General features: G+C 42.0%; 20 protein-coding genes and 5 pseudogenes. 10 read left to right on the top strand and 15 right to left on the bottom strand.

All coding sequences use genetic code 11. The annotated features are described in order from the left end of the window. The 3 genes and pseudogenes from V7K31_RS03000 to V7K31_RS02990 form a co-directional block, all read right to left on the bottom strand. Positions 1–404, bottom strand: a pseudogene (locus V7K31_RS03000) (HEAT repeat domain-containing protein); the annotation flags it as partial. Positions 405–774: 370 nt separating this feature from the next. Further along, entirely contained in the window at positions 775–1,113 is a 339-nt protein-coding gene (locus V7K31_RS02995; protein ID WP_335092501.1) for a hypothetical protein, read from the bottom strand. Positions 1,114–1,387: 274 nt separating this feature from the next. Continuing rightward, on the bottom strand, positions 1,388–3,913 hold the full coding sequence (locus tag V7K31_RS02990) for a sigma 54-interacting transcriptional regulator (protein ID WP_335092500.1): 2,526 nt from the start codon (positions 3,911–3,913) through the stop codon (positions 1,388–1,390). Between the two features lie 342 nt (positions 3,914–4,255). Here V7K31_RS02990 and V7K31_RS02985 point away from each other — a divergent pair, with 342 nt between their 5' ends. The 5 genes and pseudogenes from V7K31_RS02985 to V7K31_RS02965 all read left to right on the top strand — a co-directional run bounded on the left by V7K31_RS02985 (position 4,256) and on the right by V7K31_RS02965 (position 7,783). After that, the gene (locus V7K31_RS02985) at positions 4,256–4,891 is read left to right on the top strand and encodes a transaldolase family protein (protein ID WP_335092498.1); all 636 of its coding nucleotides are present in this window, start codon (positions 4,256–4,258) and stop codon (positions 4,889–4,891) included. Between the two features lie 150 nt (positions 4,892–5,041). After that, positions 5,042–5,680 carry a Uma2 family endonuclease gene (locus tag V7K31_RS02980; RefSeq protein ID WP_335092497.1) on the top strand — a complete coding sequence of 213 codons (639 nt, stop codon included), beginning with the start codon at positions 5,042–5,044 and terminating at the stop codon, positions 5,678–5,680. Between the two features lie 37 nt (positions 5,681–5,717). Further along, positions 5,718–5,909: pseudogene (locus V7K31_RS02975) on the top strand (element excision factor XisH family protein); the annotation flags it as partial. A 389-nt stretch (positions 5,910–6,298) separates the two neighbouring features. Next, positions 6,299–7,513 (top strand): glutathione S-transferase family protein, encoded by a 1,215-nt coding sequence (locus tag V7K31_RS02970; protein WP_335092495.1) that lies wholly within the window; start codon positions 6,299–6,301, stop codon positions 7,511–7,513. 105 nt (positions 7,514–7,618) lie between these two features. Beyond that, entirely contained in the window at positions 7,619–7,783 is a 165-nt protein-coding gene (locus V7K31_RS02965) for a hypothetical protein (RefSeq protein WP_335092494.1), read from the top strand. 11 nt (positions 7,784–7,794) lie between these two features. Here the strand turns inward: V7K31_RS02965 and V7K31_RS31770 are convergent. The 4 genes and pseudogenes from V7K31_RS31770 to V7K31_RS02950 form a co-directional block, all read right to left on the bottom strand. Next, positions 7,795–7,959, bottom strand: a pseudogene (locus V7K31_RS31770) (DUF3011 domain-containing protein); the annotation flags it as partial. A 310-nt stretch (positions 7,960–8,269) separates the two neighbouring features. Beyond that, positions 8,270–8,566: a hypothetical protein gene (locus V7K31_RS02960; protein WP_335092492.1), complete on the bottom strand. Its 297-nt coding sequence runs from the start codon at positions 8,564–8,566 to the stop codon at positions 8,270–8,272. Positions 8,567–9,613: 1,047 nt separating this feature from the next. Next, positions 9,614–9,937 (bottom strand): hypothetical protein, encoded by a 324-nt coding sequence (locus V7K31_RS02955; protein ID WP_335092491.1) that lies wholly within the window; start codon positions 9,935–9,937, stop codon positions 9,614–9,616. A gap of 338 nt (positions 9,938–10,275) precedes the next feature. Beyond that, positions 10,276–10,455: a chlorophyll a/b-binding protein gene (locus V7K31_RS02950; protein ID WP_190892099.1), complete on the bottom strand. Its 180-nt coding sequence runs from the start codon at positions 10,453–10,455 to the stop codon at positions 10,276–10,278. A 283-nt stretch (positions 10,456–10,738) separates the two neighbouring features. Between V7K31_RS02950 and V7K31_RS02945 the strand changes: the two genes are divergently transcribed. Both V7K31_RS02945 and V7K31_RS02940 read left to right on the top strand, forming a co-directional pair. Continuing rightward, complete coding sequence (locus tag V7K31_RS02945) at positions 10,739–11,314, top strand: DUF262 domain-containing protein (RefSeq protein ID WP_335092490.1); 576 nt, start codon at positions 10,739–10,741, stop codon at positions 11,312–11,314. A 3-nt stretch (positions 11,315–11,317) separates the two neighbouring features. Then, positions 11,318–12,421 carry an HNH endonuclease family protein gene (locus tag V7K31_RS02940; RefSeq protein ID WP_335092489.1) on the top strand — a complete coding sequence of 368 codons (1,104 nt, stop codon included), beginning with the start codon at positions 11,318–11,320 and terminating at the stop codon, positions 12,419–12,421. A 159-nt stretch (positions 12,422–12,580) separates the two neighbouring features. On the opposite strand, the gene V7K31_RS02935 is transcribed toward V7K31_RS02940, so the two are convergent. The 3 genes from V7K31_RS02935 to aroA form a co-directional block, all read right to left on the bottom strand. Beyond that, positions 12,581–14,197 (bottom strand): alkaline phosphatase D family protein, encoded by a 1,617-nt coding sequence (locus V7K31_RS02935; protein WP_335092487.1) that lies wholly within the window; start codon positions 14,195–14,197, stop codon positions 12,581–12,583. 226 nt (positions 14,198–14,423) lie between these two features. Further along, positions 14,424–14,975 (bottom strand): PEP-CTERM sorting domain-containing protein, encoded by a 552-nt coding sequence (locus tag V7K31_RS02930; RefSeq protein WP_335092486.1) that lies wholly within the window; start codon positions 14,973–14,975, stop codon positions 14,424–14,426. 270 nt (positions 14,976–15,245) lie between these two features. Beyond that, on the bottom strand, positions 15,246–16,526 hold the full coding sequence (gene aroA, locus V7K31_RS02925; RefSeq protein WP_335092485.1) for a 3-phosphoshikimate 1-carboxyvinyltransferase: 1,281 nt from the start codon (positions 16,524–16,526) through the stop codon (positions 15,246–15,248). A 614-nt stretch (positions 16,527–17,140) separates the two neighbouring features. On the opposite strand from aroA, the gene V7K31_RS02920 reads away from it, so the two are divergent. Beyond that, entirely contained in the window at positions 17,141–18,103 is a 963-nt protein-coding gene (locus V7K31_RS02920) for a hydrogenase small subunit (protein ID WP_335092484.1), read from the top strand. Between the two features lie 157 nt (positions 18,104–18,260). Further along, a pseudogene (locus V7K31_RS02915) lies at positions 18,261–18,770 on the top strand (nickel-dependent hydrogenase large subunit); the annotation flags it as partial. A 388-nt stretch (positions 18,771–19,158) separates the two neighbouring features. Here V7K31_RS02915 and V7K31_RS02910 read toward each other — a convergent pair. Then, on the bottom strand, positions 19,159–20,421 hold the full coding sequence (locus tag V7K31_RS02910; protein ID WP_335092483.1) for a hypothetical protein: 1,263 nt from the start codon (positions 20,419–20,421) through the stop codon (positions 19,159–19,161). Positions 20,422–20,479: 58 nt separating this feature from the next. Here V7K31_RS02910 and V7K31_RS02905 point away from each other — a divergent pair. Beyond that, positions 20,480–21,738 (top strand): annotated as a pseudogene (locus V7K31_RS02905) (ATP-binding protein); the annotation flags it as partial. A gap of 50 nt (positions 21,739–21,788) precedes the next feature. Here the strand turns inward: V7K31_RS02905 and V7K31_RS02900 are convergent. The 4 genes from V7K31_RS02900 to V7K31_RS02885 all read right to left on the bottom strand — a co-directional run bounded on the left by V7K31_RS02900 (position 21,789) and on the right by V7K31_RS02885 (position 23,559). Next, on the bottom strand, positions 21,789–22,103 hold the full coding sequence (locus V7K31_RS02900) for a hypothetical protein (RefSeq protein WP_335092481.1): 315 nt from the start codon (positions 22,101–22,103) through the stop codon (positions 21,789–21,791). Then, positions 22,100–22,471, bottom strand: a complete 372-nt coding sequence (locus tag V7K31_RS02895; protein ID WP_335092480.1) for a DUF6036 family nucleotidyltransferase — start codon at positions 22,469–22,471, stop codon at positions 22,100–22,102. The genes V7K31_RS02900 and V7K31_RS02895 overlap by 4 nt, the downstream gene beginning before the upstream one ends. A 355-nt stretch (positions 22,472–22,826) precedes the next feature. Beyond that, on the bottom strand, positions 22,827–23,243 hold the full coding sequence (locus V7K31_RS02890) for an HNH endonuclease (RefSeq protein WP_335092479.1): 417 nt from the start codon (positions 23,241–23,243) through the stop codon (positions 22,827–22,829). A gap of 1 nt (position 23,244) precedes the next feature. Then, positions 23,245–23,559 (bottom strand): hypothetical protein, encoded by a 315-nt coding sequence (locus V7K31_RS02885; protein WP_335092478.1) that lies wholly within the window; start codon positions 23,557–23,559, stop codon positions 23,245–23,247. Positions 23,560–23,684: the final 125 nt, after the last annotated feature.

Raw genomic sequence — 23,684 nt, 5'->3', positions numbered from 1 at the left:
ACGGTTTTATCCTTGAGGATGTCAGCGATGTCTTTGACATAGGGTTTGGCAGCCTCCCCCAGATTTCCCAATGCCGATGCTGCACCGGAACGAACATTTGGGTCAACGGTTTTATCCTTGAGGATTTTGGCAGCTTTTTGAGCAATATCTTCCGCTTTCTTTCCCAGAGATTTTAAATCTTTCAGATCATATTCAACTAATTTGTTGAATGCAGACCCCTTTACTCCGTCATTTTCATCATCAATGGCAGCAACGATACCGTTAATCTGCCATGCTTCCGGCTTGGGCTTAGGCCGTTCTTTCGCGCTTACCCAAGGCAGGGCGACGAGGAGAGTCAACAGCAGGATAAAGGGAAAAAGGAAAAAGGGCGATCGCTTTTTCATTTGGTGTAGATGCTTAGGCATGGTTGAAGGATAAAACCAGGTGAATTAGGCTCCAACAAACTCTTTCTTCCCCAACCCTAGAAGGGTTGGGGGCAGGTGGTTAGGTTTTTTACCAATCAATCAGGAACTGCTACAGCTATATCTTTACCGTCTGATAACTAAACCTAGCCAGAAAAAGAATATTAATGTAGATACTACAATAATTTGAAAATATCCGGTTAGAGGAAAACAATTAGCTTGATATTAGGGCAAAAATGGGAAATTTTGCGTGAGATAAATTTTCCCATTTGAGCCAATGTCTGATAGCGCTAGGGGAGAAAATCGGGCGATTTAGGAAAAAAGTAATTTCAGCAGAAGAATGAAAACGAGTTGATCTGATCAAATCGCCACATTAAAGTTCAATTAACTTGAAGCCCCAAGGTTTGAGAGCCGCTAGAGCTATTTCTGGATCTACACCTTCATAAGCCTCCCATTCCAAGGGATGCTCTTTCGGATGTCCGTCGCCGACATTACCTGCAACTTTGATGATCGGACAGTTGGCGATGCGATCGCGCTCCAGCCCTTTTGGAATTGCTAACTCGATTTTATGACCGATAAACTTCGCTGTACTTTCATTAGCGACAGATTCACGGATTAAACAAATATCACCAGCAGTCCCCCAAGTCGTTTGGTAGATGTGCAGGAACGATATATAGGTTGCTGGTTTGATCGATCTTTTTAGAACGTGCATTATCTGTAATCCTTACACTATGAGCAAAAAATCATAAATCATATGAGTATTTTGTATCACGTTCGTAGGGAAGAATGTTTTTAAATCACATTTTGCAACTAGCCCAGGCGATTTATAAATTCCTCGTTCCTAGTCAGAGACTAGGAATGCCTAAAATGGGGCTGCTGCCTCCCACAAAAGCGGCAGAGCCGCAATGAGGTGCATTTCCAGGTAGAACCTGGAAACGAGATAAAAGGAGATAAACGAGATAAGGAGCGATCGCTAGATGTGAAGCTCAAAAGACGATAATCGCCCACATACTAACTCCCAAAGCGATCGCTGCTAGGTGTTGCGGCATGAGCGATCGCACTCCTTGTTTTGCAATCTTTTGCGTTAATAACATAGTCAGCAACACGGAGAAAATTATGGTGGCACCTTGTAAAAAGGCAATCACAGCCGGGTGAGCAACCAATATTGGCAATTGTTCACCACTCAGACCAAAAGTAGCAAAAGTTACGGGTAAAATCCGCCCACCTTCGCCTAAGCCCAAACGTAGATAGTGAGCCAAGTTTCCCCCCAAAACTAATGGTAGGTAGCCATAGGCAAGTTCTACAAATGAGCGAGACTTACGGTTAAAGTTGAACACTTGCAGCAAGCCATAAGCCGCAAAGGTAAATATCGCTGGGATAATTAACACTAGCAGCGATAATCCCAAGTGCTGCCAAAACTGAGTTAAATCCAGTTGTAAGCCCAACCAAGATTGCAACTCTGGCAAGCGATGCAGATATATCCCACCCAACAGCAAAAACAATAATGCTACTTCATAGGTGCGGGGTACATGAGTTGTCCACAGTTCAATTCCAGGGGGACGCAAGTTGAACTCAACGGAACGATGGGGACAGGCTTTCAGGCAAGTCATGCACAGTACGCAATCTCTGTTATCTTCTAACTGCGCTGGATGCGAGTATAAAGGACATCCATTGGTTTCCATCCCTTCGCCTTTTTGCGGTCCACCTTTATAGCACTGATACGTGGTGCAACTGGCAGAACATATCCCTTGCTGTGCCCGGAGTTCCGTCATTGAGAGTTTGGCAAATAAACCATTCATCCCGCCGATGGGGCAGAGATAGCGACACCAAAACCGTCGCTCAAAAATGGCAGAGAAAATCATCGCCCCGGCGGTAATTAACAGCAGCAAACAAGCGCTGAGGTAAGCAGTATTTTCTAAATGCCAGAGTTCTTCCCATAAGAAAATTAGGGAGAACAAACCAAACATGAACCATCCGCCCAATTTTTCAGCTTCTTCTCTCGGCCAGCGCTTAAGTTTTCGCGGCCACAGCCATAAAGATAACTTTTGGGTAATTTCCCCGTAAATCATGAAGGGACAAACAGAACACCACACACGACCCAAAAAGGGAAAGAGAAATAGGAAGAAAGGCCACCACCAAGCCCAAAAGAAATTTAATACGAAATTGCGATCGCGGGTTTGAGGCCCAATAAATAACACTGCAACAATGATCGCAAAAGCCGTTGCAGTAAAACCATAGTTAATGCGATCGGGCCACCAGGAACTACGTAAAAACCGCCGTAAAGGAGGATAGGCATTTAAAAGATTCACCCGAAATCGTTTTTTCTTAGTTTCGGCTGGCCAGAAAATTTCTTCTGTTAATTCATTGGCACCCTCCGCTTGCACGATCGCTCTTTCAACCAGATTTTTCAATTCCTTGAGGTTGCCAGGAAAATCATAGGACTGGAGGCGACGTAAAGCTTCTGGGGTGATGTGCGGTTTCGGAACGCCTCTAGCCCGAATGTAGAGACTAGTATAATATTCAACCTGTGCCTGAACATCAGCTTTCCGCACCCGTAGCGGTGGTACTTTAATAATGTGACCAATACAGCGCTCAATTGTTGGCTGAGTTTTTTCTGAAACAATCAGAATTCTGGCTTTACTGGGGCGAGCTTGGGACGCTGGTTCTCCTGAACGAGTCACGGGGGTATATGTACTAGTTTTAAGCAACTGCGTCACGGGAGCTAATAATTCTTCGGGCAATTCTTGGATGTTGTTGAGAACTAGAGTTCCTTCCCCCAACCATTCCAACAGTCCTGGTTTACCGCCAGCGCGACCAAATAAGTCTGCACCGCTCGTTTGGAGAATACCACAATTTACTTTAATAATTGGTTCTCGCCGTTTTGGAGAACCAAAGTGGATTAGGGCTGCTATATTGTCTTTTTCTAAGCCTGGTTCTCCAAAAATATCCACTGATTTACGGTCAGCAGCCGCTTCTCGAATTTGCTCCCGCAGCCGCACCGCATAGCGACTTGTACCGATAATTCCGCGTTGCGCTTTGGTGACTAAATATGGTCGCAAGGCGAGGGAACGTTCTTGTTCGTGGCCAAGTGCAGATGTCACTTGAGCTAATTCTTGAACCAATTGGCGAGAAAAAGCCTGAGTAATTTCGGGGTATTGGCTGACTAATTCCCGAAATTTAGCAACAGGCACAACCCACAAGTGACATTCTGTTACCGTAGTAATTGTGAATGGAGTTAATTCATCCAACAACAATTCTTGAAGTTGAATCACTGCTCCGGGGAGGAATCCACAAGCTAAGGCTGGGTTGGTTTCATTAGTGCTATTGGTTTCGAGTTGACCTTCTACAAGAATATAAAGGGCTTCTGGAGGAGTGCCTTCGCTAACTAAGTCAGTTTCGGCACTCACTACTTGTTCTTCAATTACTTGTGCGATCGCATTTAACACTTCAGGCGAGAGAATTCCTAAAGTCGTCCGTTCTTGTAGCCATATAACCGTTTCTGGAGATGTCATCTTAAGTTCTCCGTGTAGGCTGCTGTATAACCAGAATTATCCCTGAAAGGGTATGTCAAACGATTTTAAATTTTGGATTTTGGTGAAGCAGCGCGGTCTTCTCGCTTGACGCTAGCCTCTCCCAATGTGAGAAACTACGGTGTACATACAAGTCTTTCTGAACGCAATTTACGGTTAAGTCTCATGGCTCCTCAGATACCTCACCCTGGTTTTACTACGTAAAACCTGTCCCTCTCCTTATTAAGGAGAGGGATTAAAGATAGGGCAGGGTGAGGTTTTAGAGGATTTTTGGGTAATCTGATAACTTGTGTGTACACCGTAAGACTATTAAGAGGACGAATTATGGCAATTTATCTAGACTCAGCGATCGCATCTGAAGCCGAAGTTGTTAAGCTTTGGGGATGGGTGAAAGGCATTACAACAAATCCCACGCTGTTAGCTCAAAGCGATACCCCACCAGAAACCACGCTCAAAAAATTGGTAGCCTTGACGAATGGCCCGTTATACTATCAAATTGTGGCATCTGATAAAGCTGGGATGCTAGCTGAAGGTAGAAAAGCTTTCAAGATTATTGGTTCACAAACAATTTTGAAGATTCCCGCAACACCGATAGGTTTTGAAGTGGTGGCGAGTTTATCCTCAGAAATTACTTGTTCGGTGACAGCGATTTACAGTGCAGCACAAGCAGCAGTAGCACGGGAAGCCGGAGCTAAAATTGCCATAGCTTATGTAAATCGAGCTACGCGGTTGTTAGGTGATGGTATTGCTTTGGTGCGGGATATGGCTAGCGTCCTCAAAGGGAGTGATACTGAAATCTTGGCAGCTAGTATCAAATCTCCCGAAGAAGCAGCCGCTTCATTGCAAGCCGGGGCGGATCATTTGACTTTACCATTGGCAATGTTGCAGGCGATCGCAACTCATGAATTATCACAAAAAACTGTTGAAGAATTCGCTAAAGAAGGCATTGGCTTAAGATAATTCGTAATTCGTAATTAAATATGAGTTTGTCAGATATCCCTAATCTCTGGGTTCCCTTGGTACTTTTAGGTTTAATTATTGTCGCTGCTGTATTTTTCAGCCGCAGCAGTTGATATTTAAGTATTACAGTGGAGGTGGAGGTTCAGTTGTATGTTCGCTGTTGTCACACCCGATACCATCCATTTGCCCCCTGGCGCGGTAATACGCCTACCCGGAAGTTGGCAAGATTATCAAGCACTGAATGAACAACTAGGCGATCGCTCCTCTCCTCGTATTAAGTATCGAGATGGAGAAATTCTCTTGATGGCACCGCTACCAGAACATGGACGTAAAGTAAGTGTAATTGCAGATGTAGTCAAAGTTTTGCTTGATCATCTGGGACGAGAATACGAGGCATTTACCCCAATCACAATGGAATTGCCACAGGAAAGTGGTATAGAACCAGACTACTGTTTTTATATTGATAACTGGGAGGCAATCGCAGGTAAAAACCGCATCAATTGGGGCATTGATCCGTCACCCGATTTGGTGGTGGAGATAGACATTACCAGCTACACCGATGTGAATGACTACCTGCCTTATGGAGTACCAGAAGTTTGGTTGTTGAGGAAAAACCAGCTTGTGATTTACAGATTGCAAGGCGATCGCTACACTATTGAAACCAGTAGCCGTTATTTCCCTAACATCAATGTCTCAGAACTAGTCACAGAGTGTTTAAAAATTGCCTACGAACGTAATACTAGCGCTGCTATTCGAGAATTACGGCGGAAATTGGCGAGTGAGAATTAAATATTTTGCGATTGCGATCGCTGCAATCTGAGGACAAATGGCTGCCAAAGACCTATTCCATGATGCTGTAAAACAAGCACTTTTAAAAGAGCAGTGGGTGATTACAGCAGATCCGCTAAAAATCAGGATTGAGCGTGTAAAATTTGAGATTGACTTAGGGGCAGAAAAAGTCCTTGCAGCTGATAAGGCAGGGCGAAAAATTGCAGTTGAAATCAAAAGCTTTCTTAACCACAAGCCCCATTTGTAGATTTTCTCGGCTTGGCGATCGCGATCGTCTCAGCCATTTTAGCCATTCGCTTCCACCTCAATGCTGCATGGCTAGTCTTTGGTAGCGCTTTAATTGGATGAGGTGCTTCACTCTTGGGCTACACTCGATAAAATTGCAAGTATTGTAGATTCTAGCATTTATAGAGATTTTTATGATTTTGCCGACTTAAACAAGTCAAAAAATAGATATATTAAATCTTGCTTTCAAACTATTTTTATGCAATAATTACCATTAACTCCGGTAAGGTAATAAAATTACCGTACTTTCCAAAAAAAGTTGAATAATTAAGCTTTCTATTATCCTCTGGAACATTCTCACCCTATAAAAGTTAACTTAAATTAAGGTGAAATATGTCAATTCAAGACACAGTAACTAATTGGGAACAACTGTTAGAAATTGCTCAAAAAAATACCCCTGCTAGACGGGTGCGTAGACCAGGGCAATCTCCTTCTACTGCTCCCATCCCTAGCAGTCTTCATAAACTACCACCAAATACAGAACCGCCAGTACTGCTCTACCGCGATACCAATTCTTGGTGTCCATTTTGCGAACGGGTTTGGTTTGCTCTCGAAGAAAAAGAAATTCCCTTTGCGACAGAGTTTATCGACTTGACTAATAAACCTAAATGGTATAAAGATTTAGTTCCCACAGCTCTTGTCCCGGCTGCCAAAATTGAGGGAAAGTTAGTCTATGAATCCAAAAACATTCTGTTAGCATTAGAAGAACAATTTGGGACTACCCTGCTCCCTGAAGACCCAGAGGAAAACGCCGTTGCTAGACAGTGGCTTGAGGATGCTGAAACCAATGGTTTATATATCGCCTACAAATTCCTCAGACAAGCCCCTGAAGATCCTCATGAATTAGCAAGCTTACAGGCAGCTTTTGAAGCCAAATTAGACGAACTGGAGCAACTTTTCGGAAAGTATCCTGGCCCCTACTTTTTGTCAAACTTTAGCCTGGTAGATATTACCTATAGCCCCCATTTAGACCGATTGGCAGCTAACTTACCCGTTTATCGGGGATATCACCTCAAGGGAAATCCCCGATATCCTCGGATCAACGCTTGGTTTGAAGCACTCAAACAGCGTCCCGCCTATCACCGTGTCAAATCGGATGATACGACCAACAATTTACTCTTGCGTCGCAGATGGGGCGTGACACCAATCGGCAATCCCTTGCCCCTAGACCCAGCAATTAGCCAGGAAATCCAATTTCGGGCAGAAGCGGCTGAGAGGTTGACTGATAACCGGGAAGTTGCTTTAGGAGACATCCTGAAAAACTCCGGGGTGCAAGCATTGGCGGTTAATGGCGACACAACAGCTGTTAAAGAAGCGGTTGATTTTCACCTCAGACTGCTGGCTGACTATCTGATTAATGCTAATGGCGGAGCATTACCGTGGGGGCGCGTGGGTGGCAAAGACAATGCTGATCCGATTGTGTCTGCGATTGGAGCCATCACACTCGCCTATGTGAGAAATCGGATCTGTGCGCCACGGGATATGAGCGCTGGTGCAGCAACTGCATTCCGGGCAGCAGCAGATAAGGTGTTGGTATCTATTTATTAGCGATCGCTAGTGACAGGTTAAGATTCTATTTCGCATGGTGGTAGTGTGAACAATTTTTAACTACCACCTGTTTTTCTCACCAATTTATCTTGGGGTAGATATAGCATGGCTGACACCAAGGGCAATAGCCGCGATTCGCGCGTTAGACCGTTTCGATACGGCGACCCCAAATATCCAATTTCCTATCTGTCATTTCTGTCATTTCTGCGATCGCCAACTAAGAACTCAGCTCGGCAACCATTTTTCACCCAAATACGATTATTCCTATAGCCCCAATTTCCTCTACAACTGGCATCAGACAATTGCCTAACAAACCTTACTCTGCCTCTAGTAGGTATTGAACAAGTATTCCTCTGATTATTCTGGCTTGCACAAGTGATTACCTCCTGAGCTGAAGCGGGAGCTGCAACGCCCAAAAGTGTACCTATACTAACGCTGGCAACCATGAAGGTGGCAGCAACTATGGGAAGACGCATTATTACCATATTCAATGTTACACTTATTCAAAAATTTCAAAACTAAAACTACAGTAATTGTAGTGAACTGCATTAAGAGCCAATTTTAAAATCAATTAAATGCAAATATTCTTTGCATTCTCAACAGCAGTTCAACGAACCTTTATCTACCTTGAACTTTAGTTCAAGTCTGTCTCTCTCCGAGTCGGAGAGGGACGTTTTTGCCTAGTAAAACCTCTTAGAGGTCTTTTAATTTAGCTAATTAGACAAAGACTATATGAGCCGTCTAATTCACGTTTTCTTAGTGACGAAAGCGAGCTTGACGTTCACGCAATTCACGAATATGTCGTTCACGGGCTTGACGTTCACGCAATTCACGAATATGTCGTTCACGAGCTTGACGTTCACGCAATTCATGAGCGCGTTGTTCCCGGACTTGACGTTCGTGTTGGACTCTACCATTATTAAAAGCTACAGTATTGCGATTCAAATAATCATGCTCAGATTTAAATTCAGCAGCATTAGCATTTTGGGAAAAAGCAGAAATTGAAGCAGCTGCTAATAAGCCTCCAAGAAGAATAGATTTAAAGCGGTTCATATATCCTCTATCTGCCTTGCATTACTTGATTTGTATACTCTCAATCTAATCGGAATAATCAGGTATATGCCTGTGACAAAAGTCATGTTTAAATCGTTACTTTTGTCACTAAGTAAGTAAGTCGGCACGATAAAACATATGTATGTTTAGTTTTGTAAAAACTGTGGAATTAGTCATTTATAAGCTGTTCGCTGAGGTTACATTTCATCACATAGGTTGATTTTTTAACGCCGACTTACTAGGATTTATATTTGATTTTTGAAATCCTGTAACGGTAGAAACCTTACCTGATATGGGTTATACTCTCAGGGCAGCCTAATAAAACTCAAGTCGGATTCCTATATTAAAAACCATCGCCAAGCTGTGATGTCATAGAGCATTGGTCTACACATCTCAATTCTTCTGTTACACTTCTTTAGGAATACGTATAATGCTGTTTTAATCACTAAACTAATAAGTATTTGAGATAACTGTAATGTGCCCAAAACTACCAATTAACCCGCGCTGACCATTTCAATCCCTAATAGGGATTTTAGGTAATTGCGATACTCCAGAAGGCATCTTCACACTACATTTATCCCCGTTTCAATCCCTAATAGGGATTTTAGGTAATTGCGATATTTGAGTGCGGCTTGCGTTACATTTGGATTTAAATTGTTTCAATCCCTAATAGGGATTTTAGGTAATTGCGATCGCTGGCTTCTGAAAACCCTGCCTTATTTGATTTTTAAGGTTCGGTTGCGCGAATGCAGAAATCATAACATGAGGAGTCGTGATTTTGCTAGAGGTAAATGGCTGAAAAGTAGTCCCAATAAGGGGCGCGGATGCTTTACAAATGCTAAAGCTCTCAAGTTATTGCATATAGCGCAATTCAGCCATTTTTGTAGTCATCCCTTCCCCAACACCTACCCATCCGCGCATTCAGCAAAAAAAACTAATCTGATTGGAAAGCTGCTATAAATATCCTACTCGATTAGATTAGCTGACTTTAGGACGATGCTTGGGTTGGGTTACACCTACGCAATACCAGCACCTCCATCACCAACTTTATTTGGGAACGTCTTCAAAGTCTGTTATCGCACAAGCAAATTCTCTAAAAGCTGTTTTAATCAGAACCTCTTTTGTTCCCCTTTCCAGCGAAGAATTGCGTATGAGGTCTGTTAATTCTATGAACAATAGCGAAAACATAAAACGATCTTGGCGGTCAACTTGTTTCAAGCAAGACGATATAAATTGATAAAGCTCTGTTTTTCTAGGTTTGGTTTGTTCATCCCATATTTGCAATCCAAGCCGCAAGGTTCTCAAGCGGATTTCATTACTATTGAAGGACGCGTCTTTGTAGCGGACTGATACGCGTTGGGGTATTTCCATGAGTTTTAGCTATAGATATTCAATGTAAAGTAATTATTCACTTATATTTCGCCTCAACCGGAAAAATCTGATATTTTGCACCAATTCCATCAACCGCCATAGGTTAGAAACGAATGACTTGTGTGGAATATAGACAATAAGGTATACCCGTTATGCGTGTCAACTTGAGCAATGACGAATGGAATTCGCCCAGTTTACGGCCACACTAACAGAAGCTCACCCTCTGTTAGCTAAGAGGAACAAGGGGCTTAAGCCCCTTGTTTGAAACCTGTAAAGGCAGGTAAAGTTTCGTGTAGACGCGGTTTCTAACCGCCTATTTCACGTTAACTATCATCAATTTAGAGGATGCCCCAGAAATGGAGTAACCCTTGACCAGAAAAAGCTTCAATCAAAATTGCAGATAGAAAACCAATCATTGCAAGACGACCGTTCCAATTTTCACTCTGAGGAGTGAAGCCAAAACGCACAGCATTAGGATCTTCTGAAACAATAGGCGCAGGATTCTTAAAACCTGACATAAGTAAAACTCCAAAGTTCAAGTGTTGTAGCAGTTACAACCGTCTGTAAAGTAATGTAACAGATGTTTAAAAAAATGCAACGAGTACTAATAGTTCTGCTTGCAGGTTGAGGTTGAAAACATCGTGCGATCGCAAAAAGCCATTTTGTGGCATTCCCTTGTTGTCAAATAGCGATAACACTACTCCTGATATCAATGTGGCGATCGCAGTAATCAGTGAGTTAAACTGCGTCTGATTAGGGAAAGTAGCATCACATTATACTTAGCTAGTAAGTTAAAATTTTATGCCAGTAGCTATTCATGCCACAGAGGAAGCACTATTCAGAGTTTTTAGTAACGACTTCGCATTTTCCATACCGCCTTATCAGCGTCCTTATGCGTGGACAAAAGACCAAGCAAGTGAGTTGTTAACTGATTTATTGTCTTTTTTAGGAGATGGTTCAGAAGCTGTAACTGATGCCAACCCTTATTTTTTAGGAAGTATAGTTCTGATTAAGAGTGAAGATGCCCCTGAAGCAGATGTAGTGGATGGTCAGCAACGTCTGACGACTCTCACAATTCTTCTATCTGTTTTAAGGAGCTTGGCAAATTTTGAAAGTGCTTCAGAAATTACGCACTATATTTATCAAAAAGGTAAAAAGATTGAAGGGAAAGAGAATCGCTATCGTCTTAAACTAGGGAAAAGAGATGAAGATTTTTTCCGCCACTACATACAAGACGAGAAGAAACTAGACGATATTTTACAACTTGATACCTCGCAATTAACAGATAGTCAAAAAAACATTCAAATCAATGCGAACTATTTTCTTGAAGAACTAAGGAAACTTTCTGAGCAACGGCGAGATAGTTTTGCTCATTAGATAATGATGCGCTGTTTTCTCGTTGTTGTTTCTACACCTTATCTTGACTCAGCTTATCGCATATTTTCTATTCTCAATGCGCGTGGTCTAGACCTCTCGCTCAGTGATTTCCTTAAATCAGAGGTTATTGGAGCAATTGCTCCATCTCAACAGGAGAAATACACAAAAATCTGGGAAACTGAAGAAGAAGATTTAGGTCGAGAGAAGTTTCAAGAACTATTTGCCCATATCCGCATGATTGAGCGTAAGGCTAAACCGCGTAAGACAACTCTCAAGGAATTTCGTGAGGATATATTGCCTAAGATAGAGCCACAGAAATTTATTGACGAAGTATTAAAGCCTTATTCTGATGCTTTAGACATTATCAAAACAGCCAATTACCAAAGTGATAAAGATGCAGAAACGATTAATTCTTTACTTCGATGGTTGAATCAAATAGACAACTTTGATTGGGTTCCGCCAGCAATTCTATATTTTTCTATAAATAGCCAGACTCCTGGTAAATTAAAACAGTTTTTTACTGATCTTGAGCGATTAGCAGCAGGCTTATTCATTTTGCGAGCGGACATTAATGAACGGATCGGACGGTATGCAAAACTTCTTATCGCTATTCAAGTAAATCTCGATCTATATGCACTTGAGTCACCTTTACAGCTAACTCCTGAAGAAATCAATCGAATCATTAAAACGCTTGATGGGGATTTATATATTCTCAAGCGAATTAGGCAATATGTTCTTCTGCCCCTTGACTCTACACTTTCCCAAGGGGAAGCGAGTTCCGACTATTCAGTTATTACAGTTGAACACGTACTTCCTCAGAACCCAAGTAAAGGCAGTAAGTGGCTTCAGTGGTTTCCGAATGAAGTAGAACGCATCCAGTATCTGCATCGCATAGGTAACTTGGCATTACTCTCTCGAAACAAGAATGCTGAGGCTCAAAACTACGATTTTGGCAAAAAGAAAGAAAAGTATTTTGCTGGCAAAAAAGGGATTTCTCCTTTTGTTCTGACAACCCAAGTTTTACAACAATCTGAATGGACTCCAGCAGTTATTAAGCAGCGACAAGAAGATTGTTTGCAAAGTCTGAAAAAAATATGGCGGTTATAGTGCGATCGCTAATCTTGTCGATTGGGTTGACTCTAGAAAGCATCGACTTGCAAAAGTCAATTTTCTGAAAATGAAAACACAGATGGATACAGATAAATACTAATTATTTATCTGTGTCCATCTGTGATTGTCTGGTTTCAATACCTGGGAATTAAACGATTAGACTTGTTGTATTCCGGGACGACCATCTTCAACCACAAATGAAGCCCGCTTACTAATCGTGCCAAATGGGGTTGTGACGTTTGATAAAACTAGATAGTCTGTCTTGCAGGTTGTGGGAGTCAGCGCACAGCGAACATACCCCCGTTGACCGTTGAAGAACTTAATGTGTGGGTTATCGGGTAAGTAAGCTTCAACATTTGGATTGGTATCTGCCCCATCTCCACCGGAGGTTATTGAGGTACAGACGAATTCACTCCCGACTGTAGTAGATTCTGGGTTATTAAAGTCAGCCTTTAAATTCATTGCCCAGTTGGAATGGATATCGCCTGATAAGACTACTGGATTAGAGGGTTTGCGCTGTTCTAAGAAACGCATGAGGCGATCGCGGGAAGCCACATAACCATCCCACTTATCCATGCTGTAGGTTCCGCCTTTCCCTGGTTTTGTGTCTATCTGAGCAACTACAACTTGCTGGGCCAAAACGTTCCACTTAGCTTGTGAGCTATTTAGACCATCATATAGCCAATCTTCCTGACGCTTGCCAGTAATTGTTGCATTCGGATCTAAATTTTGTGGGCAACGTTCTTTGGTACCATCACCACAGGGCTGATCGGTGCGATATTGGCGGGTATCTAGGACATGGAAGGTGGCTAAGTTACCAAAGGAGAGCCGGCGGAAAAGTTGCATATCGGGGCCAACGGGACGCGAGAAGGGGCGCAGTGGCATATGTTCGTAGTAAGCCTGATAGGCAGCAGCCCGCCGTTGGAGGAAGATTGCCCGATTCTGATCTGGTTCAGTATCAATTTCTGAGATATCGTTGGCGTAGTTGTTTTCCACCTCATGGTCATCCCAGGTGACAATCCAGGGAAAGGCTGCATGAGCTGCTTGCAGATTGGTATCGGTTTTGTAGAGGGCGTGACGGTTGCGGTAATCTTCCAAAGTCAGAATTTCTGCACTGTTATGCTTTCTGGGGCGATCGCTTGAAATTCCTCCTTCATAAATGTAATCTCCAACATGCACTACCAAGTTGAGGTCGTCCTGGGCAATATATTTGTAAGCAGTATAGTACCCCTGCTCATAGTGCTGACAGGAAACAAGGGCAAAGTTTAATTTATTTAAGTAGCCACCTGCTAAAGGTGCTGTACGAGTGCGACCAATGGGACTAGCGTCTTGACCGACCAGAAAGCGATACCAGTACCAAGTATCAGATTGCAGTCCTTCTACCACAACTCGAACTGAGTGAGCTAGTTGTGGAGTTGCCAGTACGGTACCTCTGGAGACAATGTGCCTCATATCGGGATCGGTTGCTACTTCCCAGCGAATTGGCACATTAGCAGATGGCATTCCACCTCCGTTTAAGGGTTCGGGAGCTAGACGAGTCCAAATCACTACGCTGGTGGGATAGGGATCACCCGACGCTACACCCAAAGTGAAAGGATAATTGGAAAATCTGCTTTTAGCGTAGACGCCTAGCGGCTTGTCGGCAGACATCGCTGTTTGATGAGAAAATTGGTTAGCGATCGCTAACCCAGACAATGCTCCTGCCCCGACAATTAAGTTGCGTCGTTTGATTCGACTATGCAGGAACTGCTCAAAATTCCGGTAATCTACCATTCTCTACTCCTGACTAACAGGTAAGTTAAACCACAGCAACAGCTAACACAAAGAAGCCAGGGTAATCGTAGGCAAACTTCGTAATTAATTCCCTTAGCAAAATCAGGTTTTAATTCCCAATTTTTATCTTAGTATCAATGTGTTAGATGTTATATTGCTACGTAAAAGCCTACTAATAAGAGATTAATCCTTGGCAAAGAAAGCGTTAATATCAACTTAACTAAGGTTAGACTTTAACCTTTTTCATTGATGCTCCTTTTCTCTTGATCATCCAGCCAAGGCTACAAGCAAAGAGAGCGCCAACTAAAGGTGTAGGTTCAGGTACTTGTGTATACGAAACTCTACCTGATATAAGTTCAGCATTTGGAGAGGTTTTAGAAAAAATTGTCAAATCATTACCGATGATTTCGTAACTGATAGAACTGGAAGGATTAGCTTTATCGTTGAACTGATAATCTAATGCCAAAGATGTTTTTCCCGTTAAGGATGTGGTTGGAAAAACAACAGGAAAGTCTGGGTAGTTGGCATCATCTTGTTCTGTGTAAACGGTAGAATCACCGTCAAATTTGAAAGAGAGTGACTTAATAGTAGCTTCGGGATTATAGTCATTACTAAAAGTTGAGTCATCAAAGCTAAAAAAACCATTTCCCTTAGTTACGGGGCTATCAACTGTGAAAGCGTAATTAATAATTGCAGCAGATGCAGATTTTGCATCTACAGTAGCAAAACCTAAAGTCAGACTAGCAGCAGCAAGCACTAATTTTGGAACTAATTTCATCTCAGCTTTTCTCACAATAAACTTTTGTCAGCAATCCACACTACAAAGTATAGAAAGAGTTAGTTTCTAACTTACTTATTTCGGAAATGGGTATTCATCACTGATGATAATCAATGATTTTTCCCTTTTTAAGATAAAGAAATAAGTCTCCAAGTCATTGGAGTCACCATATTTTAGAATGATCAGTTTAAGTAAACTTTAATTAGAGGTAAAAAGAGTTGGTGCGTTAGCCTCCGGCATAACACACCCTACGAGAATACTGGTAATCTCCTATTGTTCTAACATTTGGAAGAATCGGGTAAAATAATCTGGAAAAGTTTTCGCTGTACAACCAGGATCTTTAATTACAATTCCTGGAACCTTCAAACCAGTGACAGCAAAAGCCATCGCCATTCGATGATCGTGATAGGTTTCAATCGCCGCCGGGGTAATGGGGCTAGGTTCAATATAAAGTCCATCTGCAAATTCTTCAACTTTGACTCCCAGACGACGCAACTCGGTGACAACGGCGCGAATGCGTTCGGTTTCTTTATATCGAATATGTTCCACGTTGCGAATGGTAATCGGTGAACTGGCAAAAGGCGCGATCGCAGCTAATGTTTGCACCAAATCTGATATATCATTCATATCAATGTCGATGCCTTGCAATTGCTTTGGCCCTGTCACTTCAGTGTAATCATCCGAATCCTTAATTTCGCAACCCATCTGTTCTAAAACATTCAGCCACAGAATATCACCCTGACAAGATTGTTTAGTCAAATGTTTGACGCGCACCCGTCCACCCGTGACGGCGGCGGCGGCAAAAAAGTAAGAAGCATTTGACGCATCAGGTTCTATTGTGTAATGTCGAGCTTGATAACGCTGATCGGCTTTAATCTGAAATTGATTCTCGCCGATTTCAATCACCTCTACGCCAAAATCCGCCATTAGGCGACAGGTCATTTTGACGTAAGACTGAGAAACCAGTGTACCCTCAACCTCAAAAATCGTATCCTGTTGAGCATAAGGGGCAATCATCAGCAATGCTGAAAGTTGCTGACTTGTTTGGTTGGCTTTCAGGCGAAAATTTCCGCCAGCGAATTGCCGACTATAGAGGGTGTAGGGCATAAACCCGGAGTTGCCCTCAAAATTAACAGTTGCTCCACCAATTTGCAGCACCGTCAACAAGTCGCCCATCGGTCGTTCTCGCATCCTAGTCACGCCATCTAGCCGATATTCGCCGTTACCCAGCGCCACTAGCGCCGAAATAAACCGTGCTGTAGTACCTGATAAACCCACAAATAAATCTGCCCGTTTAGCTGGGATGTCGCCTCCCCTTCCTGTAACCTGAATCTGAGCCAAATCAGGATTCAAAGTAATGGGAATGCCTAATTGCTCTACGCATTTGGCAAAATACTCGCTGTCTTCACTAAATAAGGCATTTTCTAAAATGGAGTCACCTTGCGCCAAAGCTGCGACAACCAATGCCCGATTGGTAAGACTTTTAGAACCGGGAATTTCTACCGTGGCATCCACTGGCCGATTTAGAGCAGGTATTGCAATGGTATCCACGTTAAACCTCTACCTAGGCGATCAGCTACAACTTTATATATTGCCATATTGTGAGCAAAAGGGGCAGGGGAGGCAGCTACCGTGTAGACACAAGTTATCAGATTACCCAAAAGTCGTCTAAAACCTCACCCTGTCCTATCTTTAATCCCTCTCCTTACTAAGGAGAGGGACAGATTTTACGTAGTAAAACCAGGGTGAAGTATCGCAGGAGCTATGAGACTTAACCGTAAATTGTGTCACCAAAGACTTGTGTGTACACCGTAGGGGGAGGCAGGGGAAGAAGAATTATAGATTATTGACCAATGCTCAATCTGACTAATTTAGGACTTACGCATCAAGAAATGTAGGGGCAATTCATGAATTGCCCCTACGGTCTAATCAAGGCTTTCACTGCCTTTTTGCATAAGTCCTGTAATTTAGCGAACAAGACATAACCTTTTAACTTAATCTTGATGGGATTTCAGTTATTGTTAATGATTAATTCTTCTTTAATGAAAGTGAATTAAATAAAAAAATATCTTACAATTGAAAAATAAATATTGATAAACAGGTGAAACTTTACAAGCATAATCACCTACATCATGCCTGGGAAACAATAGAAAAACGCATAGCCGATGACTAACGTACTATGGCTACAGGGTGGTGCTTGTTCAGGCAACACCATGTCATTTCTCAACGCTGAAGAACCGACAGTCTGCGATTTGATTGCCGATTTTGGTATCAATTTACTTTGGCATCCATCCTTGGGATTGGAACTAGGTAACAACTTACAAACACTGCTACGAAATTGCATTTCTGGCACAATTCCCCTAGATATCTTGGTATTTGAAGGCAGTGTTGTCAACGCCCCCAACGGCACCGGCGAATGGAATCGTTTTGCCGATCGCGCCATGAAAGATTGGTTAGCAGACCTCGCCCAAGTTGCTAAATTTATCGTCGCCGTGGGAGATTGTGCCACATGGGGAGGAATTCCCGCTATGTCACCCAACCCCAGCGAGTCGGAAGGTTTGCAATTTCTCAAGCGTCAAGAAGGCGGCTTTTTAGGGAAAGATTTCGTATCCCAAGTTGGATTACCTGTAATTAATATACCTGGATGTCCCGCCCATCCCGACTGGATTACGCAGATATTAGTTGCGATCGCTACTGGACGCATAGCAGACATTGCTTTCGATGAACTAAATCGTCCCCAAACCTTCTTCAACAGCTATACCCAAACAGGTTGTACCCGCAACGTCCATTTTGCCTACAAAGCCTCAACCGCCGAATTTGGTCAGCGTAAAGGCTGCTTATTCTATGACTTAGGTTGTCGCGGACCTATGACTCATTCCTCCTGCAACCGCATCTTATGGAACCGCGTCTCATCCAAAACCCGCGCTGGGATGCCTTGTTTAGGTTGCACCGAACCAGAATTTCCCTTCTTTGACCTCAAACCTGGAACTGTATTTAAAACCCAAACAGTCATGGGAGTTCCCAAAGAATTACCGCCAGGAGTGAACAAAAAAGACTACGCCTTACTCACAATGGTCGCCAAAGAGGCAGCACCACCTTGGGCAGAAGAAGACTTTTTTACAGTTTAGTTATTGGTCATTGGTCATTAGTCATTAAATTTTGTAGGGTGTGTTATCGCGTAGCGTAACGCACCACCTCAAATTTTAGGTGCGTTAGGACTAAAGTCCATAACGCACCCTACAAAACTACAAAACTTTAATGCTTATAAAAAATTAGGAGAAGAGAATGGGAATTCAATCATTAGATATATCGCCTGTCGGTAGAGTTGAAGGCGATTTAGATGTCCGAGTTGACATCGAAAATGGGCGGGTAGTCAACGCCTGGACACACGCCGAACTTTTCCGAGGATTTGAAGTAATCTTGCGTGGTAAAGATCCCCAAGCCGGATTAATTGTCACGCCTCGTATTTGCGGCATTTGCGGCGGTTCTCATCTAACTTGTGCATCTTGGGCATTAGATACAGCTTGGGAAACAGAAGTTCCTCGTAATGCAATTTTGGCAAGAAATTTAGGTCAGATCGTCGAAACAATCCAAAGTATACCCCGCTATTTTTATGGACTCTTTGCCATTGATTTAACTAATAAGAAATACCGTCATAGTCGCTTTTATGACGAAGCTGTGAGACGCTTTGCTGCTTTCACAGGCAAATCTTATGAACTAGGCATAACAATTTCCGCTAAACCTGTAGAAATTTATGCACTATTAGGCGGACAATGGCCCCACAGCAGTTATATGGAAATAAATTAGGGAATTGCTTATATAGTAAGGATTTGCGAGGATATGTGTAATGATTCCCTGGTTTTTCCTTAAATTAGGCGATAAACCCACGGCCAGCTACACCATAAGCAAAGATAGCAAGCAGTAAATCCATTTATTTTTCTCTGCTAAAAGTTATTTGCTTTTCTCAGGTATTACCTAATTTTTCCCTAACCCTAGATTAGCGATCGCGGTTAAGGAAGTTCAAGGCAAGTAGTTAAGTATAATTATTTTCTTCCTGTTGAAGTATAAATCCGGGTTTTCATCAATATAAATACGCAAAAAATTATATTGTAGCTTAAATAATCACAATGTTGTTTAAGTATAAAAGTATTGATTTATTTGTTTGGATATTGAGCCGATACTATTACTGAACTGATAGAGCATATTCCGCATCACTATCTGAAATCCGAATACGTTGTTCAAGGCGGACAATGTACGAAATAAACTCTATGCTCTCACCGCTCTCAAGCTTAAATGCTCGAATTACATAAGTGATTGTGTCCTTTTGTTCGTCACTCAAATCATCAATAATTAAAAGAATTTGCAGAGCCTTTTGGAAAGCTTCAGTGAGAATTCGATCAATCTCTCGGCCAACAAGTTGATCCGAAATATCTGGTCTAATTTGCTTAATCCAACTTGAAACTTTGCCAATATATTCGGGGGTTACATATATGTACTGTATGATCTTATCGACCCACATCTTAATAGTCTGATCTCGAATCTGTTTATCAGTGACGATACTAAATGCAGACGCAAATCGCATGAGTTGAGGAATAACTTGCCCATTGAGGTATTTCGACTTTTCTTGAGAACGGGTCTTGTTCTCGCCAAAGCATTCGTACTCAATCAGTGCAATTTTAAATGGCTGCTTTTCATACTCACTGTAGACAATCAAAAGTGCATCAGGAATAGACCTAATGCCTTTGATTAGTTTTTCACCACGTGCTTCAACGCCAGATGATAAGAATAGAGGATTTTCTGGAATAAGAAGGGAGTAATTAGAGCTATAGCGAGGAAATAGGTTATAAAAATTCTCATTTACCAAACTTTCGAGACCACGCAGGACATCTGTCTCATTTTTGAAGGGAATTGTCTGGAACGTACCCATAACATTAATTTTAGCTTCTGGAACTTCTAACAACACTTCTGACAATTCACTTGGATCGACTTCTAGAAGGGTATCCTCTTCCTCTTCCTTCTTTTCTGTATTTAAGTCATTTACCTTAAGTAACCGCACGGGTTGCTCAACATGGTGTTTGTCAAAAGCGTCATGAAGTGCTTGGACAGCTTTTTCGTCTTTTATAGCTTTTGCACCTTGTAGAAACTTAAGAGTCCAGTACTTTCCACCGTAGTCTAGAAGGAAACGAATATCAAAGGGATTAGCATACTCAATATCAATAAGTTTATAGGCTGAGACATAACGATCTGCATCAGGCCAAGGCTGTTGATCTGTTGGTTCGCCCAGTCTTGCTCGAAGTCCACAAAGAGTTCGCTTCTCATGGTTAACTGCGAGAAAAATAATGTCACCCTTTTCTGATCCTCGTGTACCGAAACCAGCAACTGAATACTCAATACAAAGATTGTAATTATTAAGTGACTTCCCGCAGTGAAGAATGCGACAGGACATTAATACTTTTCCTCATCCCTAATTAAAAGCATAACTACTTATTAGACGGAAACTTTCCCGATTACCCAATGAATTGCAACCACCTGTTAGGCAAGGGCAAAAAGAAGAACCAGGACGGAGAATTAGGGCTTTTTTGCAGGCTTGGGCACAGTCTTCCCCCCAACCTTTGGTATTATTTATTGATGAAATTGACTCCCTACAAGACCAAACACTAATTTCAGTTTTACGCCAATTACGAGATGGTTTTCCCAATCGTCCAGAAAATTTTCCCTCGTCCGTAGGATTAATTGGTTTACGCGATGTGCGGGATTATAAGGTTGCATCAGGTGGTAGTGACAGATTAAACACATCCAGTCCTTTTAATATTAAAGTCAGTTCGATTACCCTGAGAAATTTTAATGCCGCAGAGGTGCAAGAACTATACCAACAACATACAGAAGAAACAGGACAAATGTTCACTCCAGAAGCCACAGCAACAGCCTTTGATTTAACCCAGGGACAACCTTGGTTAGTTAATGCTCTTGCTAAAGAAGTTGTGGAAAAAATGGTTAAATATAGAAGTATTTCTATTACAAAAGAACATATTTTCCAGGCAAAGAAAATATTGATTGCCCGTCAAGATACTCATTTTGATAGTTTAGCTGAACGCTTACGAGAACCCAGGATAAAAGCGATTATCGAGCCAATGTTAGCGGGTTTCAAATTGGGGGATATACCCAATGATGATATTCAATTTGTGATTGATTTGGGTTTGTGTAAAATGCACCCCCAAGGTGGATTAACCATTGCTAATCCAATTTATCGGGAAGTTTTACCCAGGGTATTAACTGTGACACCAATGGCTTCCCTACCAGTGATTGCATCAACTTGGTTAACCCCAGAAGGAGAGTTAAATATAGATGCCTTGCTAGAAGCATTTCTCAAGTTTTGGCGACAGCATGGGGAACCGTTATTAGGTAGTACTGGCTATCATGAAATCGCACCGCATATCGTATTAATGGCTTTCTTGCATCGTGTTGTTAACGGTGGTGGAACCTGGAGAGGGAATATGCAATTGGTAGTGACAGAATGGATTTATGTCTGCGTTACAAGGATGTAACGTTAGGTATGGAGTTAAAGGTATGGCGCGAGAAAAAGCGTGACCCCCAAACTGAGGGTATTGAGCAATTAGAATCATATTTAGGGCGTTTGGGGTTGGATTTTGGTTGGTTATTTGTGTTTGACAGGCGTAAAAATGCCCTACCAATGGAAGAACGTTTGTCAACTCAGGTTGTGGTGACGGAAAATCAACGTGCGATTACTGTGATTCGGGCGTGAGTATTTTGAATGATTGATTTCTTTGTTTGGATATTGAGCGATCGCTTTTCTCAAAGATGTTTAACGGTGAAGTTAGACGGCTTATATTCATAACTTAGTTCGAGTGCATTACAAAAGCTATTAAGGCTATTCAGCAAAGCATTATAGTAAAGGTAAGCATCCTCTCGTTCATCTTGGAGACGTGCATACAAGGTTAGCTCTGGCTCTAGAACTAGGTGATTTTTGGGGATATCTAAACCTGCTTCAGTTAAGCGCATGGCTGCGATCGCCACTAGCAATGCTCCAATTGTATTGGACTCACCACTGTGAATATCTCTCAATCCAGGCAAGATTATCTCTGCTCCTGGCAACTCATTGAGATTCACGATTGATCCTCCTCTGGTTTATCTTCAGAACGTTCAATGAATTTCTCCACTTTGCTTCTAAGCAGATCAGGGTTAAGAGAAGGAAATCGGATGAGTTCGGGTTCAATCGCTTCAAAACCATTCTGTAGCTCATTCAAAGAGAACAATTTCTGTGCATACATGGCTTCAATGTCTTTAATGTCACGGTCAAATCCCCTAGATAGTTTAGCAAGAGCTTGGGCGGTAAAATCATAGTGATAGAATGAAATTTGACCTTGTTTGCCAATAAATACGCTCCTGTCACGCCATCCTGGAAGAGGAGGTAAGAAATCCTGTGGAGAAGCCAGTTCGATATTGATGTTCAATTCTTGTTTGAGTTTGGCGATCACTTGAAAAATGCCTAGAGGTTCAGGATCTAGACGAATATCAACATCAATCGTAGAACTACGTCACCCAATTAATAAGGCACTAGCACTACCTGTAAAGTAAATCCAGCCTTAACCTTGAGCTTCTCTACCCAAGGCTTGCATAAGTCGTTCTATTTTCAAAAGAGTCAACATTTGGGCGCATATTTTTTGACTGTGATTAGATTCCTCAATTTGCGACTTTTTTTGAGCATTGTCTATTCTTCATTCTATCTGACCAGAAAGTTTGAAAGGGACTCTTTCAATTCAAAAAGGTGCGTTACATTTCATTAAAGCACCCTACAAGATCGGCGATCGCACTAAAAGATCAGCGATCGCGCTATGGGGAAATTAGCCTGATTCTGCGATTCGGAGGAAGATTCATATACCTGCATTCCAGATACTTCAGCAAATCCATCATATCTACTTTTGCTCGTTTCTGGTTGTTGCATGTTTTATGAGCAAGTTGCAAATTACTGCGCTCATTACCCCCTCCATGAGCAAAAGGAATGATGTGGTCTACTTGCATTAACGGAGGATCTAGCTCAGTATTACACAATGGACACAAACCTTTCTGGACTTGATAAAGCTCATTCACAACCTCTGCCAACCATAATTTGCGTTGAGTTGGATGAATTTCTTTCAATATCGATGCACATTCCATGACCAGATCCCAGAGTTCTTGAGAGGTCTGCTCTTTCAGCCTTGCGGCTCGTTGTCCAGTCTCATTAATTCGCTTAATTAAATCTTCTTCCATTTTACGCCACCATTGCCTTTTTAATGCGTGTATAGTTATTCCTTAACCTCCGTTGAAGATTTTTGGCTCGCGTGATACCTTCTACATTGTCTAACGTCGATAAAACATCATCAATTTGATCCAAAAGGCGCGACACTTGAGACTCCATGAGTTTTAGCTCTTCATGAGTTCTACTCTTATAGTTTCCAAAGTCTTTAAGTATCAATTCAGTTGAATTCTCAAGAGATGATACACGATTTTCTAGATTATCTAGGCGTTTACGAATTTCGTTAATTCCTAGCATCTCACCGAGCCAGTTGAACAAGTTAACTTTCATACTCTTAGGCTAGTAACTGTGCAGATTTTGCTAGTGGTTGAGAAAAACTTGGGTGAAGCCACTAAGTTAGTTTACCCAGAAGCAAACAGTGACTAACAATTCTTAGCTCAAAAAATGACTATCCC

It is taken from the genome of Nostoc sp. (genome assembly GCF_036917675.1).
In the GTDB taxonomy this organism is placed as follows: Bacteria; Cyanobacteriota; Cyanobacteriia; order Cyanobacteriales; family Nostocaceae; genus Nostoc.
Note: the sequence above shows the minus strand (reverse complement) of the source record. Positions and strands in the feature narration are given on the sequence as shown.